At 46.2% G+C, this 26,439-nt stretch carries 17 protein-coding genes; 6 read left to right on the top strand and 11 right to left on the bottom strand.

Annotated elements, in window-relative coordinates:
• Nucleotides 1–24: 24 nt before the first annotated feature.
• From B5X68_RS22625 to B5X68_RS22605, 5 genes are read right to left on the bottom strand one after another with little or no spacing between them, the layout of a single operon-like run.
• Nucleotides 25–1,401 carry a DUF3748 domain-containing protein gene (locus B5X68_RS22625; RefSeq protein ID WP_229208527.1) on the bottom strand — a complete coding sequence of 459 codons (1,377 nt, stop codon included), beginning with the start codon at nt 1,399–1,401 and terminating at the stop codon, nt 25–27.
• A gap of 4 nt (nt 1,402–1,405) precedes the next feature.
• Complete coding sequence (locus B5X68_RS22620) at nt 1,406–3,625, bottom strand: hypothetical protein (protein ID WP_082217036.1); 2,220 nt, start codon at nt 3,623–3,625, stop codon at nt 1,406–1,408.
• A 17-nt stretch (nt 3,626–3,642) separates the two neighbouring features.
• Nucleotides 3,643–4,812 (bottom strand): sialidase family protein, encoded by a 1,170-nt coding sequence (locus tag B5X68_RS22615; RefSeq protein ID WP_082217035.1) that lies wholly within the window; start codon nt 4,810–4,812, stop codon nt 3,643–3,645.
• Nucleotides 4,813–4,819: 7 nt separating this feature from the next.
• Nucleotides 4,820–7,075, bottom strand: coding sequence for a ligand-binding sensor domain-containing protein (locus B5X68_RS22610; RefSeq protein WP_082217034.1), 2,256 nt, complete (start codon nt 7,073–7,075; stop codon nt 4,820–4,822).
• A complete protein-coding gene (locus B5X68_RS22605) occupies nt 7,072–8,997 on the bottom strand; it encodes a PfkB family carbohydrate kinase (protein WP_082217033.1) in 1,926 nt (641 codons plus the stop codon). The genes B5X68_RS22610 and B5X68_RS22605 overlap by 4 nt, the downstream gene beginning before the upstream one ends.
• Nucleotides 8,998–9,586: 589 nt before the next feature.
• On the opposite strand from B5X68_RS22605, the gene B5X68_RS22600 reads away from it, so the two are divergent.
• The gene (locus tag B5X68_RS22600) at nt 9,587–10,129 is read left to right on the top strand and encodes an RNA polymerase sigma factor (protein WP_082217032.1); all 543 of its coding nucleotides are present in this window, start codon (nt 9,587–9,589) and stop codon (nt 10,127–10,129) included.
• Between the two features lie 52 nt (nt 10,130–10,181).
• Here the strand turns inward: B5X68_RS22600 and B5X68_RS22595 are convergent, their stop codons facing one another.
• Both B5X68_RS22595 and lgt read right to left on the bottom strand, forming a co-directional pair.
• Nucleotides 10,182–10,799, bottom strand: coding sequence for a hypothetical protein (locus B5X68_RS22595; protein ID WP_082217031.1), 618 nt, complete (start codon nt 10,797–10,799; stop codon nt 10,182–10,184).
• Nucleotides 10,800–10,892: 93 nt separating this feature from the next.
• The gene (gene lgt / locus B5X68_RS22590; RefSeq protein ID WP_082217030.1) at nt 10,893–11,723 is read right to left on the bottom strand and encodes a prolipoprotein diacylglyceryl transferase; all 831 of its coding nucleotides are present in this window, start codon (nt 11,721–11,723) and stop codon (nt 10,893–10,895) included.
• A 50-nt stretch (nt 11,724–11,773) separates the two neighbouring features.
• Between lgt and yidD the strand changes: the two genes are divergently transcribed.
• On the top strand, nt 11,774–11,983 hold the full coding sequence (yidD, locus tag B5X68_RS22585) for a membrane protein insertion efficiency factor YidD (RefSeq protein ID WP_082217029.1): 210 nt from the start codon (nt 11,774–11,776) through the stop codon (nt 11,981–11,983).
• Here the strand turns inward: yidD and B5X68_RS22580 are convergent.
• Together B5X68_RS22580 and prmC are read right to left on the bottom strand one after the other, a co-directional pair.
• On the bottom strand, nt 11,980–12,933 hold the full coding sequence (locus tag B5X68_RS22580; RefSeq protein ID WP_082217028.1) for an AAA family ATPase: 954 nt from the start codon (nt 12,931–12,933) through the stop codon (nt 11,980–11,982). The two genes, yidD and B5X68_RS22580, sit on opposite strands and share 4 nt — an antisense overlap.
• Nucleotides 12,934–13,108: 175 nt before the next feature.
• A complete protein-coding gene (gene prmC, locus B5X68_RS22575) occupies nt 13,109–13,969 on the bottom strand; it encodes a peptide chain release factor N(5)-glutamine methyltransferase (RefSeq protein ID WP_082217027.1) in 861 nt (286 codons plus the stop codon).
• A 91-nt stretch (nt 13,970–14,060) separates the two neighbouring features.
• Between prmC and ribD the strand changes: the two genes are divergently transcribed.
• A complete protein-coding gene (gene ribD / locus B5X68_RS22570; RefSeq protein ID WP_082217026.1) occupies nt 14,061–15,128 on the top strand; it encodes a bifunctional diaminohydroxyphosphoribosylaminopyrimidine deaminase/5-amino-6-(5-phosphoribosylamino)uracil reductase RibD in 1,068 nt (355 codons plus the stop codon).
• Here ribD and B5X68_RS22565 read toward each other — a convergent pair.
• Entirely contained in the window at nt 15,125–15,898 is a 774-nt protein-coding gene (locus B5X68_RS22565; RefSeq protein WP_082217025.1) for a shikimate dehydrogenase family protein, read from the bottom strand. The two genes, ribD and B5X68_RS22565, sit on opposite strands and share 4 nt — an antisense overlap.
• Nucleotides 15,899–16,073: 175 nt before the next feature.
• Between B5X68_RS22565 and B5X68_RS22560 the strand changes: the two genes are divergently transcribed.
• Together B5X68_RS22560 and B5X68_RS22555 are read left to right on the top strand one after the other, a co-directional pair.
• Nucleotides 16,074–21,470, top strand: a complete 5,397-nt coding sequence (locus B5X68_RS22560; protein WP_082217024.1) for a S8 family serine peptidase — start codon at nt 16,074–16,076, stop codon at nt 21,468–21,470.
• A 168-nt stretch (nt 21,471–21,638) separates the two neighbouring features.
• Nucleotides 21,639–22,541: a nucleoside hydrolase gene (locus B5X68_RS22555; protein ID WP_229208525.1), complete on the top strand. Its 903-nt coding sequence runs from the start codon at nt 21,639–21,641 to the stop codon at nt 22,539–22,541.
• Nucleotides 22,542–22,551: 10 nt separating this feature from the next.
• Here B5X68_RS22555 and B5X68_RS22550 read toward each other — a convergent pair whose 3' ends face one another.
• Nucleotides 22,552–23,658, bottom strand: a complete 1,107-nt coding sequence (locus B5X68_RS22550) for an acyltransferase family protein (RefSeq protein ID WP_082217023.1) — start codon at nt 23,656–23,658, stop codon at nt 22,552–22,554.
• 163 nt (nt 23,659–23,821) lie between these two features.
• Between B5X68_RS22550 and B5X68_RS22545 the strand changes: the two genes are divergently transcribed.
• Nucleotides 23,822–26,428 carry a family 20 glycosylhydrolase gene (locus tag B5X68_RS22545; protein ID WP_082217022.1) on the top strand — a complete coding sequence of 869 codons (2,607 nt, stop codon included), beginning with the start codon at nt 23,822–23,824 and terminating at the stop codon, nt 26,426–26,428.
• The last annotated feature ends 11 nt before the right edge of the window (nt 26,429–26,439 follow it).

The following is a 26,439-nucleotide window of genomic DNA, read 5'->3' as shown; positions in this document are numbered from 1 at the left end:
AGACGCAATTGCTTGCGCTTCCCCCTACATCCTCACCTCGATCACGAATATTTGCTGGGAAGGGGCTTTGTGTTCTTTTTGTATCAAACGGTTGAATGCTAACATTTTACCGTCGGGCGAGCACACCAAATTCGAGGGTGCCGGACTGGTAGACTGCGTAAGTTTTGTGATTCTTTGCTCAAAAGGCGCATCATTGGTTTTACAAATAGTAATGCTTCCTTCGTGAATATAACCCACTGCTTTCCCATCCGGTTGCCATCTCACGTTCCCTGAGACATTGGAATCGTGCGCCGTAAGCTGGCGTGGCTTGCCTCCAAATGGAGAGATCAGGAATATTTGCTCAATCCCATTTTCATCTTTTGCGAGATAGGCGAGGGAAGTTCCGTCCGGCGAAGACCTAACGACGCCTGTGCAACCGGGATACTTGTTTTCTCCCGTGAATGTCAGTCTTCTTTGGGTTGTTCCTTTTGGCGGCATGGGGAAATCATCTTTTGTTCCTTCCAATGGGCCAAAGTCACCCGGTTGGGTGATGTCTTCGGGAATGTCAACGATAAATACTTCATTGATATCCTTTCCCTTTTTGTCTTTTACGAGACCAATAAATGCTCTCGCAATCTGCCTTTCGCCGTTTTTGAGCAAATAACCATTTGTCCCGACCCAGCTATCACCCGCCGCATGGCTGATCTCATCACTTCCCGGAGCAGGATTTGGTACAACACGGACTACTAATGCGCTGAACCATTCACCCGAAACATTTTCATCATTTTTATCAACATTAACCCGTCCAATTTTCTTTGAAACGCCAATGGTGCGCAGGTTTCGCTTTTGCCCGGTCGAGTCTTCCAATGCTTTCAGGATGGCATCATTATAAGTAAAACCGATCCATTTTCCATCTCCGCTCCATTCGTGCCGGTGCGTTCCGCCACGCAATGCGCCGGGCGTAAAGCGGAATGTCACATCCCGCGCATCCATATAGATAGGAACGTTCGGGTTTGCGTCTTCAATGATAACGCCCGTTCTCCGCCATTGCTGGTAAGGATTTTCTTTTGTGCTATTTGCCAAGCCGTGTATAAAAACCACTGCTTGCTGCACCGGGCTATAACTCACCGCGCCAGCTCCCGGCCCCCATATTTCATTGTTTGTTATTTGAAAAAGAATTTTTTTCTCGCCAGTTTCAATGTTGACCTTTTCAATTTTCGCTGACTCCGCAATGCCGCCGTTGTCTGTACGCGTATCATAAACCAGCCATTTTCCATCAGGTGAAAAATTGTCGTTGTTATCCAGATCGTGGTGATAGTCATAATCGTTGGTAACCTGTTTTTCCTGCACGTAGGAATCTGTTTGGCACGACAGCATTGGAAATAGGATTAATGTTAAGAGAAAATAACGTTGAAATTGCATGAGGTTACTTTTGAGGTGCGCTGATTACGCCAAGGTAACGACCCATCCAGTAGGGCAAAAGCCAGATATCGCCCGCACTATACTCTGCATCGCCGTTTCTGCCCTCCCTGTCGAGACTGAACATATTAGCGTTGTGACGCTGAACCTGGCGCTCATCGGGGGGAAGGACTTCTTTTGTGGTTTGCTTTCGGAAGTTGGGTGCAATTAATTCAATGTCCTTTCTGTGACTGTTTTTAATGCCCCAGTCGATCAGGTCGAGCGGGTGTTCCTGCAAATACCAGACTGCTTCTTTCAGGTCGAAATTTTTCACGCCGGTTAATGCAGTGAAAATATTCCATGCGCCTTCTTTTTCAGGTCGTTCTACTTCCCAGTGATCCAGGATTTGCTGCTTGTATTTTGTTCTAAGCGTATCATTGAATGCATAGCGGTAAAGGCCCCAGTAACCCACAAAGTACATTTCATCGTCGGAATGGTTCCAGCCGTCGGACATATGCTTGCTGTGCTCGTCCGCATTTTCAGGCGCTTTGCCGATCACTTGCATGGAGCGCATCATGTTTTCAAAATAGCCATGCTTGTTCATCAATTCAAATGCTTTGACCTTGTATTTTTCCTTTTTTGTGAAATGATACGCGGTTTGAAGCATGGCGACAATGTTCGAAGAGTTTAGCTTGCGGTCGCCCACATTGATCGGAAATGCATTTACATATTCGGGGTTCCATTTACCCCACATGGTTGGTTTTCCATCAAAATCAATCAAATAAAAATCATTCTTAACAATGTGCGACATTACAGTGTCGATCAGCGCAACGGCTCGTTTTTTCATGGCGGGATCGTCTACAAGCTCGGCCATAGCGCCAAATGCGAAAATGTGACCGATGATTTCATCGCTGCTGGTGGTGGACTTCCAGTCCCATTCTTTTTCAGCCGAATGCTGCCAACGCTCGCTATCGCTCAGCTCCTTCACGTGCCCCGACCTCTCAAATGACCGTGCAGGGAAGCCCGGAATGCCTGTTACGGAATACAACCTTTCCATCGCATCCAGCGACTCACGGCAATTTTGCAATGCTTCGGGATCTTTGGTAACGGCATAGCGGAATATTTCTCCACCCAGATACATGGAAGTCCAAAGCCCATCATTGTCAGAATCATCCATATAACCGGTGGCCAGGTTTCCACGATCCATATTAACCCGCGAGGCATTGAACCCATTCCTGATATGCCGCTGTCTGACTTGCTTTTCAAAAACCAATGCCTTTTCTTCAAGGGTCATGGTTTTAAAGACTATCTCTCCTAATCCCTTGTTTGTCAATATTAAAACAGAATTTTTCGGTCCTTCGGCGATGTCGATCACCTTGTTGCCCGGCAGCCAGCGCTCGCCATAATAATAATCGAATTTTCCGTCAGCCCGAAGTGCGAATGCGCCTTCGTCCGATCCGAACCAAATGCGGTTGTTCACCTCTTTTAATGCTGTTATTTTATTAACAGGAAGCTTATTGTTAATGGCTCCTGTTTGTTTTTTTGAGGCGATATCAAAAAGCAGATAGCCGTCAGCCGTTCCTATCGCAATGTTCTTTCCTTTGTTAACCAGATCGAAAGCTGTGAAATTGCTTCCTGAAAAGGCTTTTGTCAACACATTACCGGCACCGGATAAATTATACAGCGATTTGCTACCCAAAATCCAGAACTGATTTCCTGCGCTTTGGAAAACAATATCCAAAACCTGGTCATCCGGCAAATTGCCACTCCAAATGCTTTTTGAGTCTTTAACCAATTGCAGCGACTTGCCATCGGAAATCAGGAATGCAAAATCATTGCCGCCCGTAAAAATGCTGGCTTTGGACAATGTATGCTTCGAGAAAAGCGTTCCCGCCCAGGCGTTGCTCAGGATCAAGGATTCGGTCAGATATACATTCTGATTTTGATAGGAGCCGATGGCAGCGATCTTTTTGTCTTTCATAAACCGGTAAGAATTATCCGTGCGGATGCTTCCGGGATATAAAAACCGGCCATTCTCGGGATGTAGCAAACCATCCTTGCCGAGAATCTGGACATTCTCATTGCGGTCGGCAATGACCTGTTGCAGGTTCATTCCTTCATTTGCATAAAACTTAATGCTGTAATCCTGTGGGAACGGCTTATCCTGATGGACCGTTTGGGCAACATTTTTGGTGACGGATAAAATCCCCGCAATGAAAAGCAGTGAGAAAGAGACAGGTTTGAACATTCGATGGTTATGGGTTGCTATAAGAGTTTAGGATCTACAACTACGTATTTAATTGATTTTTTGCCTTTTTCGGGATGGTACGAATAGGTCATATGCAATAAGCCGTCGGCGGCCTGGATCAGGGACGGATAGGAGTAGCCACCTTTTTTTGAATTATCGTTTTCAATCCAGCCTCTTTTCCAGGTCTTGCCTTCGTCAGCTGAAATTCTAAGGCTCAGCTCGTAACGTCCGTCGTCAATGTCGTTTCCAAGGAATGCCCATTTGCCATCATTCAGCACCAGAAATTCAACGCTCGCTGTGTTCGGAATGTCCGTTTTTTGCGTTGCTGTCCAGCTTTCACCTTTATCCAACGATTCGCTGTAATGTACACGTGTAGGCGGGTCCCCGCTGTCGCGCATGAATGCTACGAGATTGCCATTCTTTTTTAGGCCAAGCGCAGGCTGGATCGGGCCGCGTCCCACAATGGGCAGGCCGGGGCGCCAGGTTGCGCCGTGATCTTCTGAAATGGCGGTCATGGAGAGATTGTAACCGTCGGAGTAAAGGGGCAGTATGATCCTTCCGTTTTCCATAATCAATGGTTTTATTCTGGTCATCCAGCCAATGCTGCGTTTAACGGGATCTTTTGCAGCCTCCATGATCATGCCGTCGTACCGGGGTGCGTAGCCCGCCCAGCCTGCATGATTTTCAGGTAAATTCTTGAATTTTTTCTCAATTTCCGAAGCAAATTTATCATCCGGTTTAAGCAGAATATTATCCTGCCATGTCCAGTTTGGAGCGCCATCGCCAGTGTAATCCATTGTCGTTTTGGTCCTCAAAATAGATTGTTCCCAAAGATTCGCTTGCACGGCAATCCAAACCAGAAACAGCTTTCCCTCTGCATTGAGAAACAAAACCGGGTTGCAATCCGGAATGTGCGGCGTATCGGCCATCAGGAACGGTTCGCTCCAGTTCTTTGCGCCTTTTTTTAACCTTGAACCCATAATGCGAACGTCATCCGCCGTGCGTTCACCGCTGCCATGGAACCAGGCGACGAGGAAGTCGCCGTTGGGTAAGCTCACAATGCTGCTGCCGTGGACATGCTTTTCCTGTTGTGGGAAAATGAGCATTTGCTGCTTTATAGCACTGTTTTGGGCAAAAATAAAGGTGCTGGAAACTGCCCATAACAAAACCGGTAAGAATATTTTCATGCTAAAATTATTTGATCATGTTCATATAGCGGCCCATCCAATAGGGCAGCAGCCAAAAAACGGGCTCGCGTTCCACCTGCGGGTTTCCGCCAGCCAGCGTCCATGGATTCTTATCCCACCGAACGGTCATACGCAGACTTGCGGGCTGCAAAGTATTCACCTGCTGGTCTTCCAGAACCGGGGTTCTGACAATTTTGAGATCTTCTCTTTTGCTATGGTCAATCGGCCAATCGATTAAATCGAGCGGGGTGTCAATCAGAAAATCGATTGAATTATCCAGTTCGGCTTTTTCTCCCGAGGAATAGCAATAGATAAAGTTAATGAGTGGGTTGTGGTCTGCTTTTCGTTTTTCGAACCATTGGTTCAAATGTTCCTTATAAAATTTCAAACGTTCGGGATCCTTTTCACATTTGAGCAGGATCGGATAAAGATACGCTTGCAAGACCACATCGAAGTAAATAAACCAGGCGGGGTTCTGGTTAGTGACTTCGGCCATATTTTCAAGATATTTTTCCTCCTTAATAAGCCTCAGATACTCGTTTTCGTACTTTTTATCCCCGGTAACATGATAGGCCAATTTCATGAAAGCCAGCATTTCCATCGAATTCTGGTTCCGGTCGGGAAGCCATTCCGGATCGCGGTTCAGCTTGTCCGGCGACCATACAGACCAGCGCGTATGCGTGCCGTCAACGTCTACCAGGTTCAGGTTGTTTTTCATTAAATGATCCACAATCCTTACAATGTGCGCGGCAACAGCCTTTTTTTCGTTCGCATCCGCCACCAATGTGTAGTAAAAATAGTAGCCAAACATATGTCCGCACATTTCATCACTGCTCGTATCTCCCTTCCAAAGCCATTTTCCATCTTTGGATTTGTGCCAGCGCACTTCAACCGGCTTGAACCGCGGCTCCTTCACGAGTTCATCTGCTTTTTCGCGTTCGGTAAATGTCCTGTTGCCGTCATGCACATTTTTCCAGTCGGACGGCACGATGGTGCGCGCGAAAAAGCCGTCTGTGTCGGTTACTTCCTGTAATAATTTGAGAAAAGAAAATGCCTTTGCTGCGTTGTCTTTCGCTTCCGGATCTTTTGTCACTGCATATCTGAAACTTTCCATGGCCAGATAATTTCCTGTGTATTCGCCATCATTATCATCATCCTCTGGCTGCCAGGATGTCGTATCGCCAGCAATCCGCAAGTGCGCTTGTCCAGCAATCCAAGGTGCCCGAATGTGCCTCTGGATTAATACATTGTAGAAAAAATCGTGTTTCTGCGCCAATGTCATCGTTCTCTTTCGGATTGCACTTACACCTTTTGGGGTAGCGATCCAGGCCGTTCCTTCTTTGTCAAATGCGATGCGGTTCACCTGATCATCCATGAGCCAGCGTCTTGAAAATCGCAACGAATGGCTGCCATCCGGCCTGTAACGAACAATTCCTGCTTGTGTTCCCACCCACATGGAGCTGTCGGGCGCGTAACGCATAGCAGTGACGTAAATAGACGGAATGCCGTTCTCAGGTTTCAGTTCTTTTTCTTTTTTATCGATCCCACGAATGGTGACGCCACCAAGTCCGCCTACCCAAAGTTTGTTGTTGCCATCCAAAGCCAAACCCTTGGCATAACCGCTGATCAACGCGTCAGTTTTGTAATAATGACTTAGACCGGTTTTTGTCCAATGATACAAGCCCACGTCTGTGGCAATCCACAAGCCATTCTTTTTGTCCGAAATGATATCACGGACAGATCGCGAAATGGTGTCATTTATCTTGCTAAACCCTTTTCCTTCGTCCAGCCAAAAACCATTCGGACCTAATGCATACAAGCCCTCTTTTGCAGCACAAATGGCCGAAACAGGACCTTTTGGACCGCTTACTTTTTTCAATTTGCCAGCCTCATAGGTATATAGTCCATTCCACGTTCCGAGCCACATGATGCCGTTTTCATCGGACTCTGTGGCGTAGGCTGGACCATTGTCGGAGCCGTTGATTACGTGGATCCATTCCCGGCTCTCTTTCTTTTTTTGAAAAATGCCGGCGGCCGTCGCTATCCAGATATTGGATTCCTGGTCGACTGCAATGCTCCGTACTTCATTTTCGGCAGCTCCGTTTCCGATTGGAAATGCTTCGTGAATTTCCTGGGTAAAGGGTTTGTCCTGGTAAATAATGTTGACGGTTTGCGATGGCGGCTCTTTTTTGCAAGAGACAGCCAGCACGAGGGAGAGCAATAAAAGGCAGTTTTTAAAGGATCTTTCAGCGTGGCCGTTCATGCGTCCGCGTATTTTACATTTTCCTGAAAGAGGAGGGTTGTGAGTTTTTTATATTGAGAAAAATCAGGAATGAGCAAATGTGCGCCAGCTTTGACTAGCCGCGGACGTTTGGCCGGATTGTGACCGAAACGCTGCACTTCATTACTCGTTATGCCCACCGAAATGCCACCCGCACGCCTGCCTTCGCGGATCTCGTCGGGTCCGTCACCAAACACGGCCAGTTCATTTCCTTTCAGATTGTTGTCCTTAATGATCTTTTCGATGATCATTTTTTTAGAAAATTTGGTGTAATCTTTCAATGCGCCGTAAATCCCGCCGTCGAAAAGATGCGCGTAACCGAGCATTTCGGCTTCATGTTTTACGTCTTCGGCATCCGTTCCGCTGGCCAGATACATGGTTACACCCCGTTCTTTTAATTCGTGCAGGAAAGCAACGGCGCCTTTCATGGTGTAATCTTCCTGTCCAAGCTCACCAGCTGCTAATTTTGCCATCCGCTTGTTGACCATTTCCATCAGGCCGTCATTATATAACGCTTTGTATTGAAATTTGTCCAGAATTTCATTCTCGGGAACATAACCTGACTCACGCACCAGATTCACCAGACCTTCCATCTGGTAAATGGTCTGAATTCCGGTCGTTTTGTGAATAAACTCTTTTACTTGGCCTAAAACCTTATGAAATGCATGGGAATCAACCGTATCATAATGTTTGCCAAGGATCGCTTTCATCATCACAGGCTCCATAATCTCTTCCCAACCTTGACGGAGCGAGCTAATCGTGCCATCGTGATCGAAAACGGCGTAACGGATCTGTCCGAGTTTTTCCAAAACCCCTGGCTCGCAGAGTTCGAACTCGCTGTCCTGTAAAAAGATGGCGCTGCGTTCATTTTCAGCCAAATCAGCATTATAAATTAAATCAGGATCCTGACTTACCGAAAGAATTTCCTGTGGATTTGCAGTGCCGGTGGTGAATAGTTTTTGAACAGTTACGGCTGCGGCAAAATTACCGAAAGTGGCGGCTTCCAGGGGTGAAAAGCCAGCAGCAAGACAAAGCGTGATCGCGCTGATGGCCGTATCGCCCGCACCAACGGTGTCCAGCTTGCTTTTGAGTTGCAAGCCGTGGACTTCCTGCGCCCCCGTTTCATCAAATGCGATTATTCCGCGTTCACCGCAAGTCACAAACACAGGCTTTTTGTATTTTTCGTAAACCGCGCGGCCATATTTTTTGACCTCAGTAATGGGTACATCGTCACCGGGACTTACAAGCTGGCTGTTGAGCGATGCTATTTCGCGGTCATTGCATTTGAGAAATGTGTTTTCAAATCGGTCATTAAAATGCCTGGAATCGAGCATGACGATCTTGTCGCTGTAATTCTTAAAAAGGGCGTTTGCCTGCTCTATAAAGCTTTCATTATTAATGCTGCCCGTCACTTGCTGATTGAAAATTACCGCATCCGATTCCTGTAACGCCTGCTCGATCGCTGCCAGCAATTTTTGATCCGTCTCAATGTTGCGTTCATTATATACGCCGAAATCAATTCGCGGCTCTTCTTGTCCGTCAACCAGCCTTTTGAGATAACTATATGTATTAAAATACTCTTTTTGCACAAAAAGCGCTGATGTGTCTGCTCCCAGGTTTTCCAGTTGTGACCGTAATTCCCTGCCCTGCATATCATCGCCGATAGTTCCGATAACGCGGATTTCGGCGGGATTCAATGCGGATAAATTGGCCACGACATTGGCTGCGCCGCCCGGCGTATAGTAATGTCTGGCAACCGCCTGCGCCTGTAAGCCTGTTTCAATGGAAACTTCCGATCCCCGCTCATCCATAATCCAGTAGGAATCAAGGCAGAAGTCGCCGTAAACGGCAATTTTGGCTGCGGATATTTTTTCAATGATATGTTGAATGCGGCTTGGTTCCATGGAATAATGATGCTACTTGATTCTGGATTTGGGAAATGGTTGCGGGTTGCTTTTCGGAATATATACTGGTTATCCCAAAACGCGGGCTATCTGCGTTCACCGCATTTTGCCGAAATGTTATAAAATTGTTAACTGCGGCTTCTAACGGCTATTTCGAAAATTATGGTTTCGATAGTAAATTCTGCTAAGAAATGACTGATAATGAGTGTGTATAACAAATCTGCTCCGTTTGTTTATCTAAATATTAATAAAACGTGATTGCGCAAAATGAAGATATTTTTACGCAATTTGCGATTTGAATTTGAAAATCTAAGCGTAGATTTATCAAAGAATTACGAATAAGCCGCTCAACACAAAACATTGCCGACTCGAAGAAAAGCAAAATTTACAATTGCTTTTGGTAATGTTTTAACCAATGAAATTTTAAAGAATAACCTGACTGTCAATTTTATATCCATTTTTTTGATGATATAATTTTAGCATAGATAAGCAATATTACCATACCAAGAAATAAAGTTGTAAAAGCAATATTTCTATATGAGCGAATGCACGTGTTAACCCTTTTCATATTTGATAAACATTTACAAACGTGGCCTATCCTGACGAAAACACCCTGAGAAAAGTAACGCAAGGCAACGAACAGGCTTTTGCTGAACTCTACAATTATTATAAAGCTCCTGCTTTGCGGTTCACCACATCTTTATTGAAGGATGAAGAAGAGGCGGAAAACATGGTTCAGGACGTTTTTATTAAAATTTGGGTCAAAAGAGATCACATCAAGCCCGACTATAATTTCAATTCTTACCTGTTCACATGCCTGCGTAACATGGCATTTGACCATTTTAAAAAAATTGAAAAGAGCGAGCTGCTTCGGAAGAATTATATGGAAGCCATCAGAATGGCCGAGGAAGATGAAAAAGAAGAAAGCGAAAGAAGGATCAATCTTGTGGTAGCGGCCGTAGATTCCCTTTCTGTGAAGCGGAAACAGATTTTGAAATTGAATATTGAAGAAGGGAAATCATATCAGGAGATCGCCGAGTTTTTGAGGATTTCTAAAAATACAGTGAAAAATCAACTGGTGAAAGCCAAGCAGATCCTGAGAGAGAAAGTTGATTTCGCAACTGCATTTTAAACCTTGCCGAAACATCATAGAAAAAGCAGAAGCTCGACACTTCTGCTTTTTTTTATTTCAGATCACCCAGTTTGGCGAGATCCAGATCTTTTAATGCGTCTTTGAGTTGATCCACCGTAATGTGATCGCCCTGCACATTGACGACGAAACGGTCGGCTACCAGTACATTCAATTCACCGGATTTCCCTTCGTTATCGTATTTTTCAAAAGCTTTATAACCGTCAATTTTGGTCGTTTTTTCGTATCCTGTTGTCGTTTCCTTATCAATTTCGGCCATGGACCAGCCTGCCAGCGCCATTGTCGAAACACCTGCTATGCCTCCTGTGTCGACAATTTCAATGTCCATGTTCTCTTCCCCGTCCCCTTTATATTTCGCATGAGCCGTGGAAACTGTGAAGCCCATCGCACCGGATTTTTCTCCTGTGGCTTCGGTTCGCGCCATGCCGCCAATTTTCTCAGGCATTAATTCTTTTAGCTTCCGAAAATCGATGGGATCAACGGCTTCGCGGCTGCCCATTTCTTTGGCCTTATCGGCAAACGCCTGCAACGCATCTACTGCGGATTTTTCTACCTCTTTTTCATCCACTTCCTGCTCTTCCTGCTTCTTTCCGCAACTGCTCAAAAGCATTGCTGACGCAAGAACAAATGATAGAATAAACGATGTTTTCATCTTCCTGGGTTTATGTTTCTTTCAATGAAGACTCAATTTAATCAAAAAACAAACCCATGAAACGCCGTCAATTCGCAAGCGGCAAAGATTATGTCACCGGGCAAGCTGATGTGAAGATTTCCTTGATTGGTATATAAAATAAACGCCAAGCAACACAGCCGGGATGCTCAGGATCTGGCCCATATTCAATGCGTAATTGGCTTCAAATGCTTCCTGATTTTCTTTCAGGAACTCGTACATAAAACGCAAAGTAAAGACCCAAATGAAGAAAACGCCTACCATTAAACCACGTGGAGTCGCTGCCTTATATTTGTTCCAGATCCACAAGAGAATGAAGAAAAGTATAAAACAGGAAATGGATTCGTAAAGCTGCGCAGCGTGGCGCGGAATCTGGCGGAATTCAGTGTTTTGAACGAAAACAAATCCCCACGGAACATCGGTTGGCTTACCGACGATCTCTGAGTTCATTAAATTACCAAACCGAATAAATGCGCCTGCCAGGGCAATGACGATGACCATTCTGTCGGCTACCCATAAAAATGTTTGTCCGGAAGACCTTCTGGATCGCGAATAAAGCAATAGACCCGTAATGATCCCGATAATTGCTCCGTGACTCGCCAGACCTGCATAAGGCGGAAGAATTACTTCAAGGGGATTTTTGAAGAGGACTTCGGGTTCGTAAAAAAGAAAGTGTCCAACGCGTGCACCAATGACGGTTGACAACACCATATATAATGTAAGCGAATCAATGTCTTCCAGAGATTTGCCTTCTTTTTTGAAGATATGAATCATTATTTGTTGTCCTACCAGGAAGCCGGCGGCGAAGAGGAGGCCATACCAGCGGACAGGGAACGGGCCGAAATCACCAATTTGCGGAATTGTGAAAATTTCAGGACTGACATTCCATATTATATACGAAATCATGCTTTTATGATGTTAATTGCCAAATATACTACTTTGACACAAGAAGCGAAATGAAATTTTTACTCATCGGACTGGTTCGGATTTACCAGGGTGTGCTGTCGCCTTACCTGCCAAATTCTTGTCGTTATACGCCCACTTGTTCGCAGTATATGATCGAGGCGATCCAGAAGCACGGGGTTGTAAAAGGCACCTGGTTGGGCCTGAAACGCTTTTCGCGATGCCATCCCTGGGGTGGGCACGGGCACGATCCTGTCCCTTAACCGATGGCCACTTTCCGGAGAATGGAATCGATAATAGCCATTGTTCTTACCCCGTCTGCCTCAGCTTCGTAGTTGAGTAAAATACGGTGGTTCATAATGTCCGGGGCAAGCTCCTTAATGTCTTCCGGCAACACATAATCGCGGCCTTCCAGATAAGCGAGCGCTTTTGCAGCCCTGTTCAGGTAAATGGTTGCACGCGGCGAAACGCCAAACTGAATGTAACGTGCCTCGTCACGAAGCCCGTAATCCAGCGGCCTGCGTGTGGCGAACACCAGTTCGATAATGTATTTTTCCAGCGTTTCGGAAATGTTCACTTTGTTTACATTGTCACGGATCGCAAAAATGTCTTCCTTATTTAGGATCGGTTTGATCTGATAGTCGTAATTAATGTCCGACATGCGGCGCATTACTTCCAGTTCCTTATCTTTTTCAAGATAATCGACATATACTTTCATCATAAAACGGTCGATCTGAGCTTCGGGAAGCGGATAAGTTCCTTCCTGCTCCACCGGGTTCTGGGTTGCGAGCACCACAAATGGCCGGTCGAGCAAATAAGTTTCATCTCCAATCGTCACCTGTTTTTCCTGCATCGCTTCAAGTAAAGCCGACTGCACTTTGGCCGGGGAGCGGTTCACCTCATCTGCCAGGATAATATTGGAAAAAATAGGGCCTTTTTTAACCTCATAATCCCCGATTTTGGGCTTATAGATCATCGTTCCGATCAAATCGGCGGGCAAAAGGTCAGGTGTAAACTGAATTCTTTTGAAATCAAGGTGCAGCACTTTCGCCATGACATTGATCGTCAGCGTTTTGGCTAGGCCGGGAACTCCTTCGAGCAGAATGTGGCCGCCCGTGAAAAGGCCGATAAGCAGTCTGTTGAGCAGTTTGTCCTGCCCCACAACCACCTTGCCCATCTCATTCAGCACATCCTTTATTTTCTCTATATACATTTATGAGTAGTCTTATGTTTGGTTGGGCGGTTTCCTTGTCCCCCGGCCCCTGAAGGGGTGATTTAGCATTTTTGGAGTTTGGCGGTTTCCGTTTGCCCCCATCCCCAGAAGGGGTGTATATCGTTTCGGCGTCCTAAGTTAGTCACCCCCTCGGGGGCCTGGGCAAAGTCTAACGTCATTTCCAGATCGCCCTTACGAAACGGTCTTTGCCGTGAATATCCCTCAGGATCTCGACGTTTTTGTAATTTCTTTCCTCAAAAACCTGCTTGGTCCCTGCTCCGAAATGCTCGTTGATTTCTACGTAGCACTTTCCGTCTGGTTTTAAATGGTGTATGCCAAAATCTGCTATGGCCTTGTAAAACAGCAGCGGGTCGCTATCCTCTACGAATAATGCTTCGTGTGGTTCAAAACGCAGGACATTTGGCCGCATATGCTCTTGTTCTGAGTAAGTTACGTATGGCGGATTACTCACAAGGCAGTCAAACTGGATAATATTACCCGGTAGCGGGAATGTTACATTGAGCATATCCTGTTTCGCAAATGTTACGTCGGCGATAAGCTGGCGTGCATTTTCCCGGGCCACTTCAAGCGCTTCATCAGAAACGTCCCAGGCGTGCACAGAAACGTGCGGGAGAAAGCGTGCGAGCACGATGGCAATGCAGCCGCTGCCGGTTCCAATGTCCAGAATGCTAATGTTCTTGTCCGGCTCGGCGTAATCGCGGGTGACCATTCTGACCAGCTCTTCCGTTTCAGGACGCGGGATCAGCACGGAGGATGAAACCCGGAATTCGAGACCGCAAAATTCCGTCGAACCGATGATATGCTGAACAGGTTCGTTGTCATTAAGCCTGCTGATAATGGTGTCCCAGTCAGGCTGGGCAGTGTTTTCAGGAACCGGCCTGTCAACAAGTACATCAATATTGCGAAGTCTCATGTAATGCTCCAGCAGCATAAAAGCGATTGCCTGGGCTTCTTTTTCGGGATAAACGGTAATGCCTTTTAAGATATATTGATATAACTGACGTGCCGAAGTCATTTGATGTGTTTTTTATTCCAATGTCGGAAAGTTAGCAAATAATAGGAACTCACGAAAGTTGAGTTTAAAAGGAGGTTCGTATTTTTGCCGGATGGAGGCAGATATTCAATGGATGAGACGGGCTTTACAACTGGCTGGCAGCGGCCGCGGGAACGTAAGCCCTAACCCGATGGTGGGTTGTGTGATCGTTCATGAAGGCATCATTATCGGCGAAGGCTGGCACCGGCAATATGGCGGTCCGCATGCCGAAGTCTGGGCGATTAATGACGCAGAATCGAAGGGAAATGCACATTTACTGCCCGAATCAACCGCCTATGTAACCCTTGAACCCTGCTCACACACGGGTAAAACGCCTCCCTGCGCGGATCTGATGGTCAGCAAAAAACTAAAAAAAGTAATCATTTGTAATAATGACCCTAATCCGCTGGTGTCGGGAAGGGGCATTGCGCGGATGGTGGAGGCTGGAATTGAGGTCGAAATTGGCTTGCTGGCTTTGGAAGGATTAGCGCTTAATAAGCGTTTTTTCACTGCTATGGAGCAAAAAAGACCTTATGTGATCTTGAAATGGGCTGAAACAGCGGACGGATTTTTGGGTCCTGAAACAGGTGGCAACTTGCGGATCAGCGGTCCCCTTTCAAACATGCGCGTGCATCAATGGCGAACCGAGGAAGATGCAATTTTAGTGGGTTACAAAACAGCATTAATGGATAATCCGCGCCTGAATGTTAGAAACTGGGAAGGCCGTGATCCAGTTCGGGTCGTTTTGGACAGGCACATTCAGCTTCCGGCCACATTGAATTTGTTTAACAAAATACAGCCGACCATTATTGTCAACTACTTGCAGGAAACAAGTTTGCCTGATTATCCTGAGCGCTATTCCGGCAGTCCCGACATTACCTACCTAAAACTGGCTCCTGGAACTGATGAAATTGAGCAGATGCTTAAAGGATTGTTGGCAAGAAAGATACAGTCCGTTTTCGTGGAAGGCGGTGCTGCGGTGATCAATGCTTTTTTACAAACCGGATTGTGGGACGAGATCCGCCGCTGTCAGGGTCCCGCTGCTATTGGCGATGGGGTTAAGGCACCTGTTGCAACCGGCATTTTGCGATCTTCGGAAAAAGTGGAAAACGATCTTTGGACTTATTATTCCCGCGTTTAAACGCTCCACAAATTTTCTTCCTGCGTCCAGATTTCCCAAGCCTTTTCTGCTTGTAATTCAAGCATTTTCAATCCATTCTGAACGGCTGCTCCTTTTTCAACCCCTTTTTTTAAAAACATCGTTTCTGCCGGATTGTAAACCAGGTCGTACAGATAATGCTTTTTAGTCACGAACTGATAAGGAATGTTCGGGCACTCCTCAATTTTTGGATACATTCCGAGCGGAGTTGTATTAATGATCAGCAAATACGAGTTCATGACTTCTTCCGTCAATTCCTCATACATGATAGAATCTTCACTTCGCTGTCTCGAAACCAGCTTATAATCCATATGCATATCTTGTAATGCAACCTGAACAGCCTTGGCCGCTCCGCCGTTTCCCAAGACCAATGCACTGAAATTACTGCATTTCTCACCGCGCTTGTCCATCCATTCTTCCAGTGATTGGCGAAATCCGTAATAGTCTGTATTAAAGCCTTTTGTGCTACCGTCGGCGTATATTTTAATCGTGTTAACGGCTCCGATGCGCTCTGCGGAAGCGTCGTCCAGGTCGTCCAGATACGATATTACTTCTGTTTTGTAAGGAATTGTCACATTTAATCCTCTCAATTCTGTTTTCTTTTTCAGCAGAGACGGTAGGCCTTCCAGTGAGTTCATTTCAAACAGTTCGTAACTGCTTTCCCTGATCTTTTCGCGGAGGAATTTATCCGTAAAATATCGCTTGGAAAAAGAATGTGTCAGGGGAAATCCGATTAGGCCGTATAAGTTCATAATCCTGTGCGCTGATGGCAACGCAAAACAATGTGAGATGTTAAACCGCGAAGTTAACCCCGTGAACAGGCAATTACAAAAATTAAAATAACCGATAAAATGACAGTTACGTATTAATTTGTAAATCAGGTATAAATAAAGTAGAATTACCTGTTTTATTTATTGATCTAATTGTATGGAATGGAAGAAACTTTACCACACACTTTCGTTTTTAGCCCTAACATCTCTCTCAGTTACTGCACAAAACGGGAAGGACTATAAAGTCCTTTTACATAGCGGGTCATTCACCCCTGAAAAAAATATTACTGCTAACAAGCAAGGCGAAAATCTTAGGACCGCGGCTGACGGTTCGCCCACATTTGCTATCATCCAGTTTGAATCTATCCCCAATGCTGCCGAACGGGAACAGTTGAAGCAGGAGGGTATTGAATTGCTGGATTACATTCCAAATAATGCTTATACCGCAACCCTTACCGGCAAGAAGGACAAAAGCACACTGGCACGAATGCGCGGCAGGGCTATTTTTGAGTTGACACCGGAGCAAAAAATGCAACCAGCACTTGCAAAGGGACAGCTTCCTGTTCATGCTGTGAAAATGCCCGGGACCGTGGATGTATGGATCAATTATCCGAGATCAATAAGTTTTCAGGAAGTTAGTGAGCAATTAAAAGCTAAAAACTTCGAGGTTGTTTCGGACCAGTATAAAGATTATCAGGTCATTGCATTACGCATTGCAGACAACAGGATTAAGGAACTGGCGGGCCAGCCATATATACAATATGTACAAGCCGCGCCAGCTGCCGACAAGTCCTTTAATAACCGGAGCCTTGTTAACGGGCGTGCAGGTTTGCTGCATTCCACCCTGCCAAATGGCCGCAAGCTGACAGGAAAAGGCATCGTGGTGGGTCATGGCGACGACTCCAACCCTTTGTTACACATTGATTTCAACAACAGGATCATTAACCGCGCCGCCATTGAAGCGGGCCAGCACGGTGTCCATACGATGGGAACAATGGCCGGAGCAGGCATTATGAACGAGCTTTACGCGGGTTATGCGCCCAAAGCGACGGTTGTCTCACAAAGCTATTCCAACATTATCGCTTATGCCCCGGAATATGTGAATGATTTTGGCATGGTTGTTACCAATAACTCGTACGGCGGCGAGATCAATAATTGTGGCACTTACGGAATTTATGATCTTTATTCACGAATTCTGGACGAACAGGCTTTTCAATTACCGAACCTGGAACATGTTTTTTCGGCTGGTAACAGCGGTGGCAGCACTTGTTCACCATATCCGGCGGGTTTTGGAAATGTGATCAGCGGTTATCAAACTGCCAAGAATGTAATCAGCGTCGGAAATACTTTTGATACTGGTCTGCTTGCGGCCAATTCCAGCGTAGGCCCGGTGCGCGACGGGCGTATTAAGCCTGAAATTGTGGCATTGGGCTCTTCTGTACGGTCAACAATTCCTACCAACCTTTATACGAATGGCAGCGGGACGAGCATGTCGAGCCCGGCAGTTGCGGGTGGGCTTGCATTGCTTTACGAGCGTTTCCGGCAGATGAATGGTGGCGCGAATCCCAGGAATGCACTAATGAAAGCGCTGATAATCAATGGCGCAACGGACAAAGGAAATGAAGGGCCGGATTACAAATATGGCTTTGGCTGGATGGATCTTTCGAGATCACTCAAAATGCTGGAAGATAAAAATTATGCAGGCGGCGCAGTAGGACACCAGGAAACTGCAACACACAACATTCAGGTTCCGGCCGGAACGGCGCAATTGAAAGTAATGCTGTATTATAATGATCCGGCGGCGACAGTGCTTTCGACTCGAAATTTGGTAAATGACCTGGATTTAACATTAATTAATCCGGCCAATAACACGGTTCTTCCGAGACTACTTGATCCCACTCCTTCGAAAGTGAATGCTGTCGCCGTTACAGGTGCCGATCATATTAATAATGTGGAGCAGGTCACGGTCAACAACCCGGCAGCAGGCACTTACAAGATATCCGTCAAAGGTTACTCAGTTCCGCAAAATCCTGTCCAGGAATATTATGTTGTATATGATTTTGTCCCGGCTGCAACAGCCATCACTTACCCGATTGGAAATGAGCGGTTGAAAGATGGGGACGGCATTATCATTAGCTGGAATGCTGGAAACGATGCGCAAAGCACTTATACTGTTCAATATTCGCTGAATGATGGCGGTTCCTGGACAAATATTGCTGTGAACCTGGCTGCTGCCGTTCGGCAAACAACCTGGACAATTCCGGCCGGTACAACTACGGATAAGGCAAAAATCAAAGTTGTTCATCGAAAAAATAATAACATTGTGGGAGAGAGCACCAGCGAAGCATTCACTGTTGTCGGAATCCCGACCGTTACATTATCGAGCCTGCAATGTGAAGGTTACATTTCACTCGACTGGACAATTGTCCCCGGTGTAACAGATTATGAAGTAATGCTTTTAAAAGGCGACGAAATGGTTTCAGCGGGCTTTACGACCCAGAATAAGTATGTTTTCAGTGGAATGCTGAAAGACTCAACCTATTCTATGTCCGTACGTGCCCGCATTAACGGGCATCCGGGGAGAAGGGCGCTTGCCATTTCGAGACGGCCCGACAACGGAACGTGCGCGGGATTAATTTCAGATAACGATTTGAAAATAGAATCGATTTTGACACCGGCGGGTTCGGGTCGGAAAAACACTTCCTCGGAGCTTGGTAACGCTGTTTTTGTTAAAATCAGGATCAAAAACCTGGACGATGTGGATTTTAGCGGACCGGTGGAAGTAGGATACATGCTGGACGGGCAGGCAGTTCCGCTACAAACGATCACACCTTTTATCGAGAAAGGAAAAACGTATGACCACACATTCAGCATCGGGGCCGATATGAGCCAGGTGCGGGATTATCATTTACAGGTTTTTATACACGGGCAGTCAGATTTGGTTACCTCTAATGATACGCTTGCCAAAGTTTTCAGGCAATTGCCGAATGACCAGATCGCGCTGCCTTTTTTGGATGACATTGAAAACCTGCCTATACAAACCTGGGTGAAAAATCAAACCGGCCTTACCGGCGATGGTCGATATGATTTCAGCGCTTCAACGAATGCAGGAAGATTAAGAACATTCGTGAATACAGGCATGGCTGCTTCGGGACAAAGGGCGCTTACGCTGGATGCTAACCGCTTTTTTACCGCAGGCAACATCAGTTATCTCGACGGCACATTCAATCTTGCGAATTACAATGTTGAAGATGTTGATGTCAGGTTAAATTTTAAATATAAAAACCACGGGCAAAAGACCAATGCGAACAACCGCGTTTGGGTCCGGGGAAAAGATAGCGATCCTTGGATTGAAGCATATGACCTATTCGCGAATCAAAATTCGTCTCAGGAAGGCTACAAAATGCCACAGGGGATTGAATTGAGCAATTTGCTCGCTTCGAACAACCAAAATTTCTCATCAAGTCTTCAAGTGCGCTGGGGCCAGTGGGGGAAGATCATTGCGGCTGATAACAAAACGGGTGCGGGCTATTCTTTCGATGATATCATGCTGTATGTTGTGACAGACGACATCCAGTTGCTGAGCCTTGTGCAGCCTGCGGCTGAAAATTGTGGGTTAGGCAGCACCGAACCGGTTATTTTGCAGGTTCGTAACAGCTCGGCAAGAACCATTACCAATATTCCGGTTTACCTGCAACTCAATGACGGGACGGTAATTACGGACACCATTGCATCGCTGGCGAAGCGAACCACTGTCAATTATACATTCAAAGACAAACTGGATTTGTCTGCTTATGGCCGGCACAAAATCAAGGTTTGGGTGGGTTTAGAAACGGATAGTTACCGGTTGAACGATTCGGTGAATGTCCAGGTCCATCATGCACCGGTTATCAGTTCTTACCCTTACCTCGAAAATTTTGAAAGCAATGACGGACATTGGTATACCAAAGGGACAAACAGCTCCTGGCAGCACGGAAAGCCCGTTTCTAAGCAAATAAAAACGGCGCCAAGCGGCACAAATATCTGGAAAACCAATCTTGCGGGCACCAATAACGACCGCGAAGAATCCTACCTGCATTCCCCATGCTTTAATGTTACGGGACTCATTGCGCCAACGTTGAGTTTCAGCGTGGCGCTGGACATGGAAGTTTGCGATCCGCTGCCTTGCGACATAGCCTACCTGGAATATTCTGGTGACGGGGGTGCCTGGACGAGGTTAGGTGCGCAGGGACAGGGCACAAATTGGTACAACAAAACTTACTCAGGCAAAGGATCGTGGAGCATTCAGAATTTTGTAAGATGGCACGTTGCGACCATTCCATTGCCGACGGGATTTTCGAGTTTGAAAATACGCTTTGTTTTCAGTGCCGATAATTTCAATAACCGGGAGGGGATCGCGTTGGACGACATTCATATTTATGACCAAGCCAATGGCATTTACGATGAAACAGGCACAGGTTCGCCTGTTTCTCAAAGCGTTCCCGCGTCTAATAATTGGGTGCATTTTTTGAGAAACAATAAGCTGATCGCGTCCGTTAATACAAAAGGGCAAAACCTGGGCAATACAGAAGTGCAGGCTTACGTGACTACAAGCGGCATCAGGAACACGAATAAAAATTACTATCTGGACCGGAATTTTACCATTAAACCACAAAATGCGAATCTGGCAGATTCGGCGATTGTGCGGCTTTATTTCCTGGAAAGCGAAACTTTGGCACTGGTAAATGCAACCGGATGTAATAATTGCGACAAACCTTCGAGTGCTTATGAACTGGCCGTTTCGAAGTATAAAAATGCGGATCTTTCAAAAGAGGATGGCAACATTGAAAACAGTTCGAATGGCGCGTGGGCGTTTTATCCGACGGAGCTGGTGAAGAAAGTGCCTTATGACAAAGGTTATTATGCTGAGTTAAAGATTAAAAATTTCTCGGAATTCTGGCTTGCCAAGAATTTTGTAGGGTCTGGCGACGCATTGCCCGTTTCGCTGATCAGTTTCTCAGCTAAAAAGAAAAATGCGGATGGGGATAAGTCCGTTTTGCTCGAATGGCAAACGACTTCGGAAGAGGATTTCGATCATTTTGACATTGAAGTGGCAGCCGGAAATGACGCTTACCGACAAAACCAATTCGTGAAGTTAGGTGAAATGGCGTCCCGGGGTGGACTGAACGTTGTAAGGGATTATACATTTACAGACCAGAGTTCAACTAAAACCGGTGTGCTTTACTATCGTTTGAAAATGGTTGATTCGGACAATAGTTACCAGTATTCTAGCGTGAAACCTGTGTTTTTTGATGAAAAACCTTCCTGGCAGGTTTACCCGAACCCTTCCACAGGCATGTTTTATGTGACTTACCAGGCCAATACGGGCGAGGAAGTGACTGTGAATGTGTATGACAATGGCGGGCGTATTTATCACAGCTCAAAATCGGCAGCGACAGGTTTTGTTCAAAAACACAAGCTGGACCTGACGGGTTGGGAGTATGCTTCCGGAACTTACTTACTGGAAGTGGTGAGTGGGAAGGAAAAGCAGGTGTTTCATGTTTTAAAGAATTAAAGCCATAAAAATTGCGCAATTTGCAGCATAATGACGCAATGCCGCGAATATAGCAATAGTGCCAAAAGTGTTTTCTCAATGATTGCCATGCGTAAAATATTACTAATTCTTTGTCTCTTAACTTGTTCCCACGCTTATTCTCAAACAGGAAGCCGACTTCCTAAAACTTTGATCCTTGATACAGACATTGGCCCGGATTACGACGACGTAGGGGCAATGGCTGTGATGCATGCATTGGCAGATAAGGGCGAAGTGAGGCCACTGGCCGTAATTTCTTCTAACAAAAATGAGTATGTAGTCCCGACCATTGATATCCTGAACACTTACTTCGGACGACCGGAACTGCCAACGGGAGCGCCGAAAAGAGATGCCGCCCCAACCTATGGCGCGACTCAGAAATGGCCCGAAATGCTGGTTGAAAAATATCCGCACAACATCAGGAAAACAGCCGACGCAGAAGATGCGGTAACGGTTTACCGTAAAATTTTAGCCAAACAACCCGATCAAAGCGTCACAATTGTAACCGTAGGTTTTCTAACAAATCTTGCCAATTTGCTGGATTCCAAGCCGGATGAGCATTCACAACTATCGGGCTTGAACCTCGTGAGAAAAAAGGTGAGCGGGCTGGTAAGCATGGCAGGCAGATTCCCGGAAGGACGCGAATATAATGTCTATGTGGATTCGCTGGCCTCTCAAAAAGTGTTTACTGAATGGCCTACGGAGATCATTTTCAGTGGTTTTGAGATCGGGCAGGAAATTCGCACGGGCGTGAATGTAATAGCCAATGAAAGATTGAAAAGCCCGGTGAAGGATGCTTATCAAATGGCGATGTCCAAAAGTCAGGGCGATGCGAATGGCCGCCAGAGCTGGGACCAGACGGCCGTGCTGGTAGGGGTGCGCGGTGTGCAGCCTTATTTTGGGTTGAAGCGCGGAAGGATCATTATTAAAGACGGCAACAACACCTGGCAGGACGACGCCATGGGCCCGCACGCTTATCTTACACCCAACATGCCAACGCCTCAGCTGACTGCATTGATCGAGGGCCTTATGATGTGGGAAGGCAAGAAATAGGCCTGAGGCGTTATAATTTGATAAATATTTTTTTCCTGTAAAGGATGTAGGCCGGGATGAAATTGATGCAAACGAATAGTAATGCATAAAGCAAACTGGCCAGCTGCGGATTGAATCCAATGTGGACTAATGCGTTAACAGCGTGAATGTTGAGCGTTTGTCCGTTAATTGTATATAAATAGAAAAACAGTGCGAGAATATCCGCCAGCACATAAATCGTAATTGCATTTGCACCAAAAACGATCCCCGGTGCAGTCCCCTTCGTTCTTCCAGAAATATCGATTAAAAAGTAAAGTGTGCCCAGGAGCATCGCGGCGAAACCGGATGTTACCAGCACAAAAGAACTTGTCCAGAGATTTTCGTTGGTTGGAAAGGCCAGGTTCCAGAAATAGCCCGCAGCGGAGGCAAAAAAGCCGGTTACCATCAGATAATTGGCTTTTTCATTGGGCGTAATCTTTCTCAGCATTAACCTGCCCGCTAACATGCCCGTAATGCCTGTAACAAAAGATGGAAAAGTGCTTAAAATCCCCTCGGGATCCCAATTGCCCTGCCACATTTTCCCGGGTAAATATTGCTGGTCCACCCAGGCCGCCAGATTGTTGCCCGGTTCCAGCATGACTTTCCCTATCCCGGGCGTCGGGATTAATGTTATGGCCAGCCAGTATAAAACCAATATTCCAAAGCCGGTCCAGGCTTGTTGTTTCCAGGTTGTGTTCAGGAACAGAATAGCACAAAAAAGGAAAACAATGGCGATCCGGTGCAATGTGCCGGTGTAGCGCAGATCAGAAAAGTCAAAATGGGGGAGCAGGTTTAAAAACATTCCCACGGCAAAGATCTTCAATGAGCGAAAGACAATTTTCCGATACAGTGGTTTTTTCGGATCGCCGCGTTCGAGTCTTTTGGAGTAAGCAAGTGCAATGGAGACGCCAACTATAAAAAGGAAAACGGGGGCGATGAGGTCGGTAAATGTCAGCCCGTTCCATTTGGAATGCCGCAATGTTGGAAACACGTATTCTTCACTGCCCGGAAAGTTAACCATGATCATCGCGGCAATGGTGAAGCCGCGCATGGCATCGAGGGAAAGCAGCCTTGTGAATGTTCCTGTTTCGTTTTTCATCCTTGCCCGTTTAGGGGATTAGTACCGGCTTGTGTGCAGGAAAGGCTATTGGCGAAAGAAATACTAGTATATTTTCCCAACTTATCAGTAATATTAATGCGGTAATTTAATCCACCTGCATAATCACCGTTGAACCTCATAAAATCTTTGTAATTCTGACCCTATGAAGAGAATATTCCTTTATCAGCTTGTAATCGTTTGTTTTTTTGTCTTGGCTGGCTGTTCGCGCAGCGGTGATGTTACCAAAGAGCAGGCACAAAAAATTGGCATTTCGTGGAAACTCATTTCTAATTTCATAGAACCGGCTCACAGCTTTGACGCAAAATTCACCCTGAAAAATGGCAGCGATATCACGCTCGACGGCAGCAACTGGGCATTGTTTTTCAACATGTCGCCACGCCCGATCCAGCGCAATAAAACGCCTCAACCAGCTATTATCGAGCATTTGAATGGCGATTGGTATAAAATGGTTGCGGGAAAGGATTTCAAACTCGCGCCGGGCGATTCTATAACCATTAATTACACGGGAACAGAAGGAGTTATCAAAGAAACAGATGCACCGATGGGTTTGTATTTTGTTTTTTATGACAAAGAAGGAAAGGAGAAGGAGATCGTGCAGGTGACAGATTTCACTGTGGAGCCATTTCTTGCTAAGGAGCAGATCATGCGTGGAAAAGATGATCTCGTGCCGCTTCCAACGGCTGAGCAGCGTTATAAAGACAATTTGAAATTCACCAAGCTCGGTGCAGAGCAATTATTGAAAATTATTCCAAGTCCTGTGAAAATGAGCGCAGGCACTGAAACATTTGCATTGGATAACAAAGCCAATGTGTTTTACCAGAAAGGGCTTGAAAAGGAAGCAAAATATCTCATTGAAAAACTGAAAGCGGTAACCGGAACAGACTTCCCCATCCGCGAAGGGCTGCCAACCACAACCACACCCGAGGCTCCGTCGATTGTCTTGAACACAGGCACCGTTTCTGTAAATGGCATTGCCAAGGAAGCGTATAAGTTGGGCGTTAATGCTAGCGGCGTGAACATTACGGGCAGCGATGCGGCGGGTGTCTTTTACGGAATTCAAAGCCTTTTGCAGCTTGTACCAACTGAATCTTACCAAAAACCAGCTGCTTCCATCTTGCTGGGGCATGTGCAGGTTGAAGATGCACCACGTTTTCATTTCAGGAGCATGCATTTGGACGTGGGCAGGAATTTCCAGACAAAAGAAACAATCAAGCGTGTCCTGGATTTGCTAGCTTCCTATAAAGTCAATCACTTTTTATTTTATACGACTGAGGATGAAGGCTGGCGCGTCGAAATAGACGGGTTACCCGAGCTTACGGAAATAGGCGCACATCGCGCACACACGTCCGGGATCGGGGCTGCGGCTTTGCATCCTGCTTATGGATCAGGGCCGGTTGCGAATGACGAGGGCAAATTTGGAAGTGGTTTTTACACCCGCGCCGATTTTATCGAAATATTAAAATATGCTAACGACAGGCACATTAAGGTGATCCCGGAAGTGAATTTTCCAGGTCACGCGCTGGCAGCTATCAAATCCATGGAAGCCCGCTACGAGCGATTGATGAAAGAAGGTAAAGAAAAAGAAGCCAATGAATATCGCTTGATAGATCCCGATGATAAGTCGGTTTACCTCTCGGCACAGGCTTATAAGAATAATACGGTAAGTGTTGCGCGCGAATCCACTTATCATTTCTTTGAAAAAGTGGTGGATGAATTTGCCAAAATGTACAAAGAGGCGGGTTTAACCATGGATACATTCCACACGGGCGGTGACGAGGTTGCGGAAGGTGCCTGGACCAAATCGCCGATGGCTATAAAATTGAAAAATGAGAATCCGGATATAAAGGAATTCCGCGACTTGCAAACTTACTTTTTCCGTAAACTATTGCCAAGGCTGGAAAAACGGAACCTGAAAGTGCATGGTTGGGAGGAAGTTGCATTGACCAAAACCAATGCCGGCGTTTACAATGCAAACCCGGAATTTGTGGGCCACCCGGTGGTTCCTTACGTGTGGAACAATGTATATGACGTTGATTTGGGCAATCGCCTGGCCAATGCGGGCTATCAGGTGGTGCTTTGTAATGTGACGAACTTCTATTTTGATATGTCCTATAACAATGATCCGAAGGAGCCAGGCTTATATTGGGGCGGCTTTGTGGACACACGTGACAACTGGACATTTGCGCCGTTCAATATGTTTCGTACCACCGAGGAAACTGCATTCGGGAAACCGATGAAAGAGGAATTTGTGGGCAAGCAAGCGCTGAAACCAGAGGCACGTAAAAATGTCATTGGAATAGAAGCGCAGCTTTGGTGTGAAACCGTGAAAGGCCGTGAGATGATGGAATACTCTATCTTGCCGAAGTTGATGGGTTTTGCGGAAAGCGCCTGGGCGGCTGAACGCCCCTGGGAAAATATTGCGGACGACGCTGCGAGAAAGAAAATGATAAGCGAAGGATGGAATTTGTTTGCAAACAGCATTGCGCAGCGCCATATGCCAAGAATGAGTTTTGTGAATGGAGGTTACAATTACAGGCTTCCTATGCCTGGCGCAATGGTTGAGGGCGGAATGCTGAAAGCCAATGTTGAGCTTCCCGGACTTGCTATACGTTACACGACGGACGGTTCCGAGCCCACCGCGAAATCGCCTGTTTACGAAGCACCGGTAAAAGCAGCTGGGACGATCAAGCTGAAAAGTTTTGATATGGCTGGCAAATCTAGCCGCACGAGCGTTGTTACAGCGCAATAAGCTGGAAAAGA

The organism is Dyadobacter psychrophilus, from assembly GCF_900167945.1.
GTDB lineage: Bacteria > Bacteroidota > Bacteroidia > Cytophagales > Spirosomataceae > Dyadobacter > Dyadobacter psychrophilus.
This window is presented reverse-complemented; position numbering and strand designations above follow the sequence as displayed.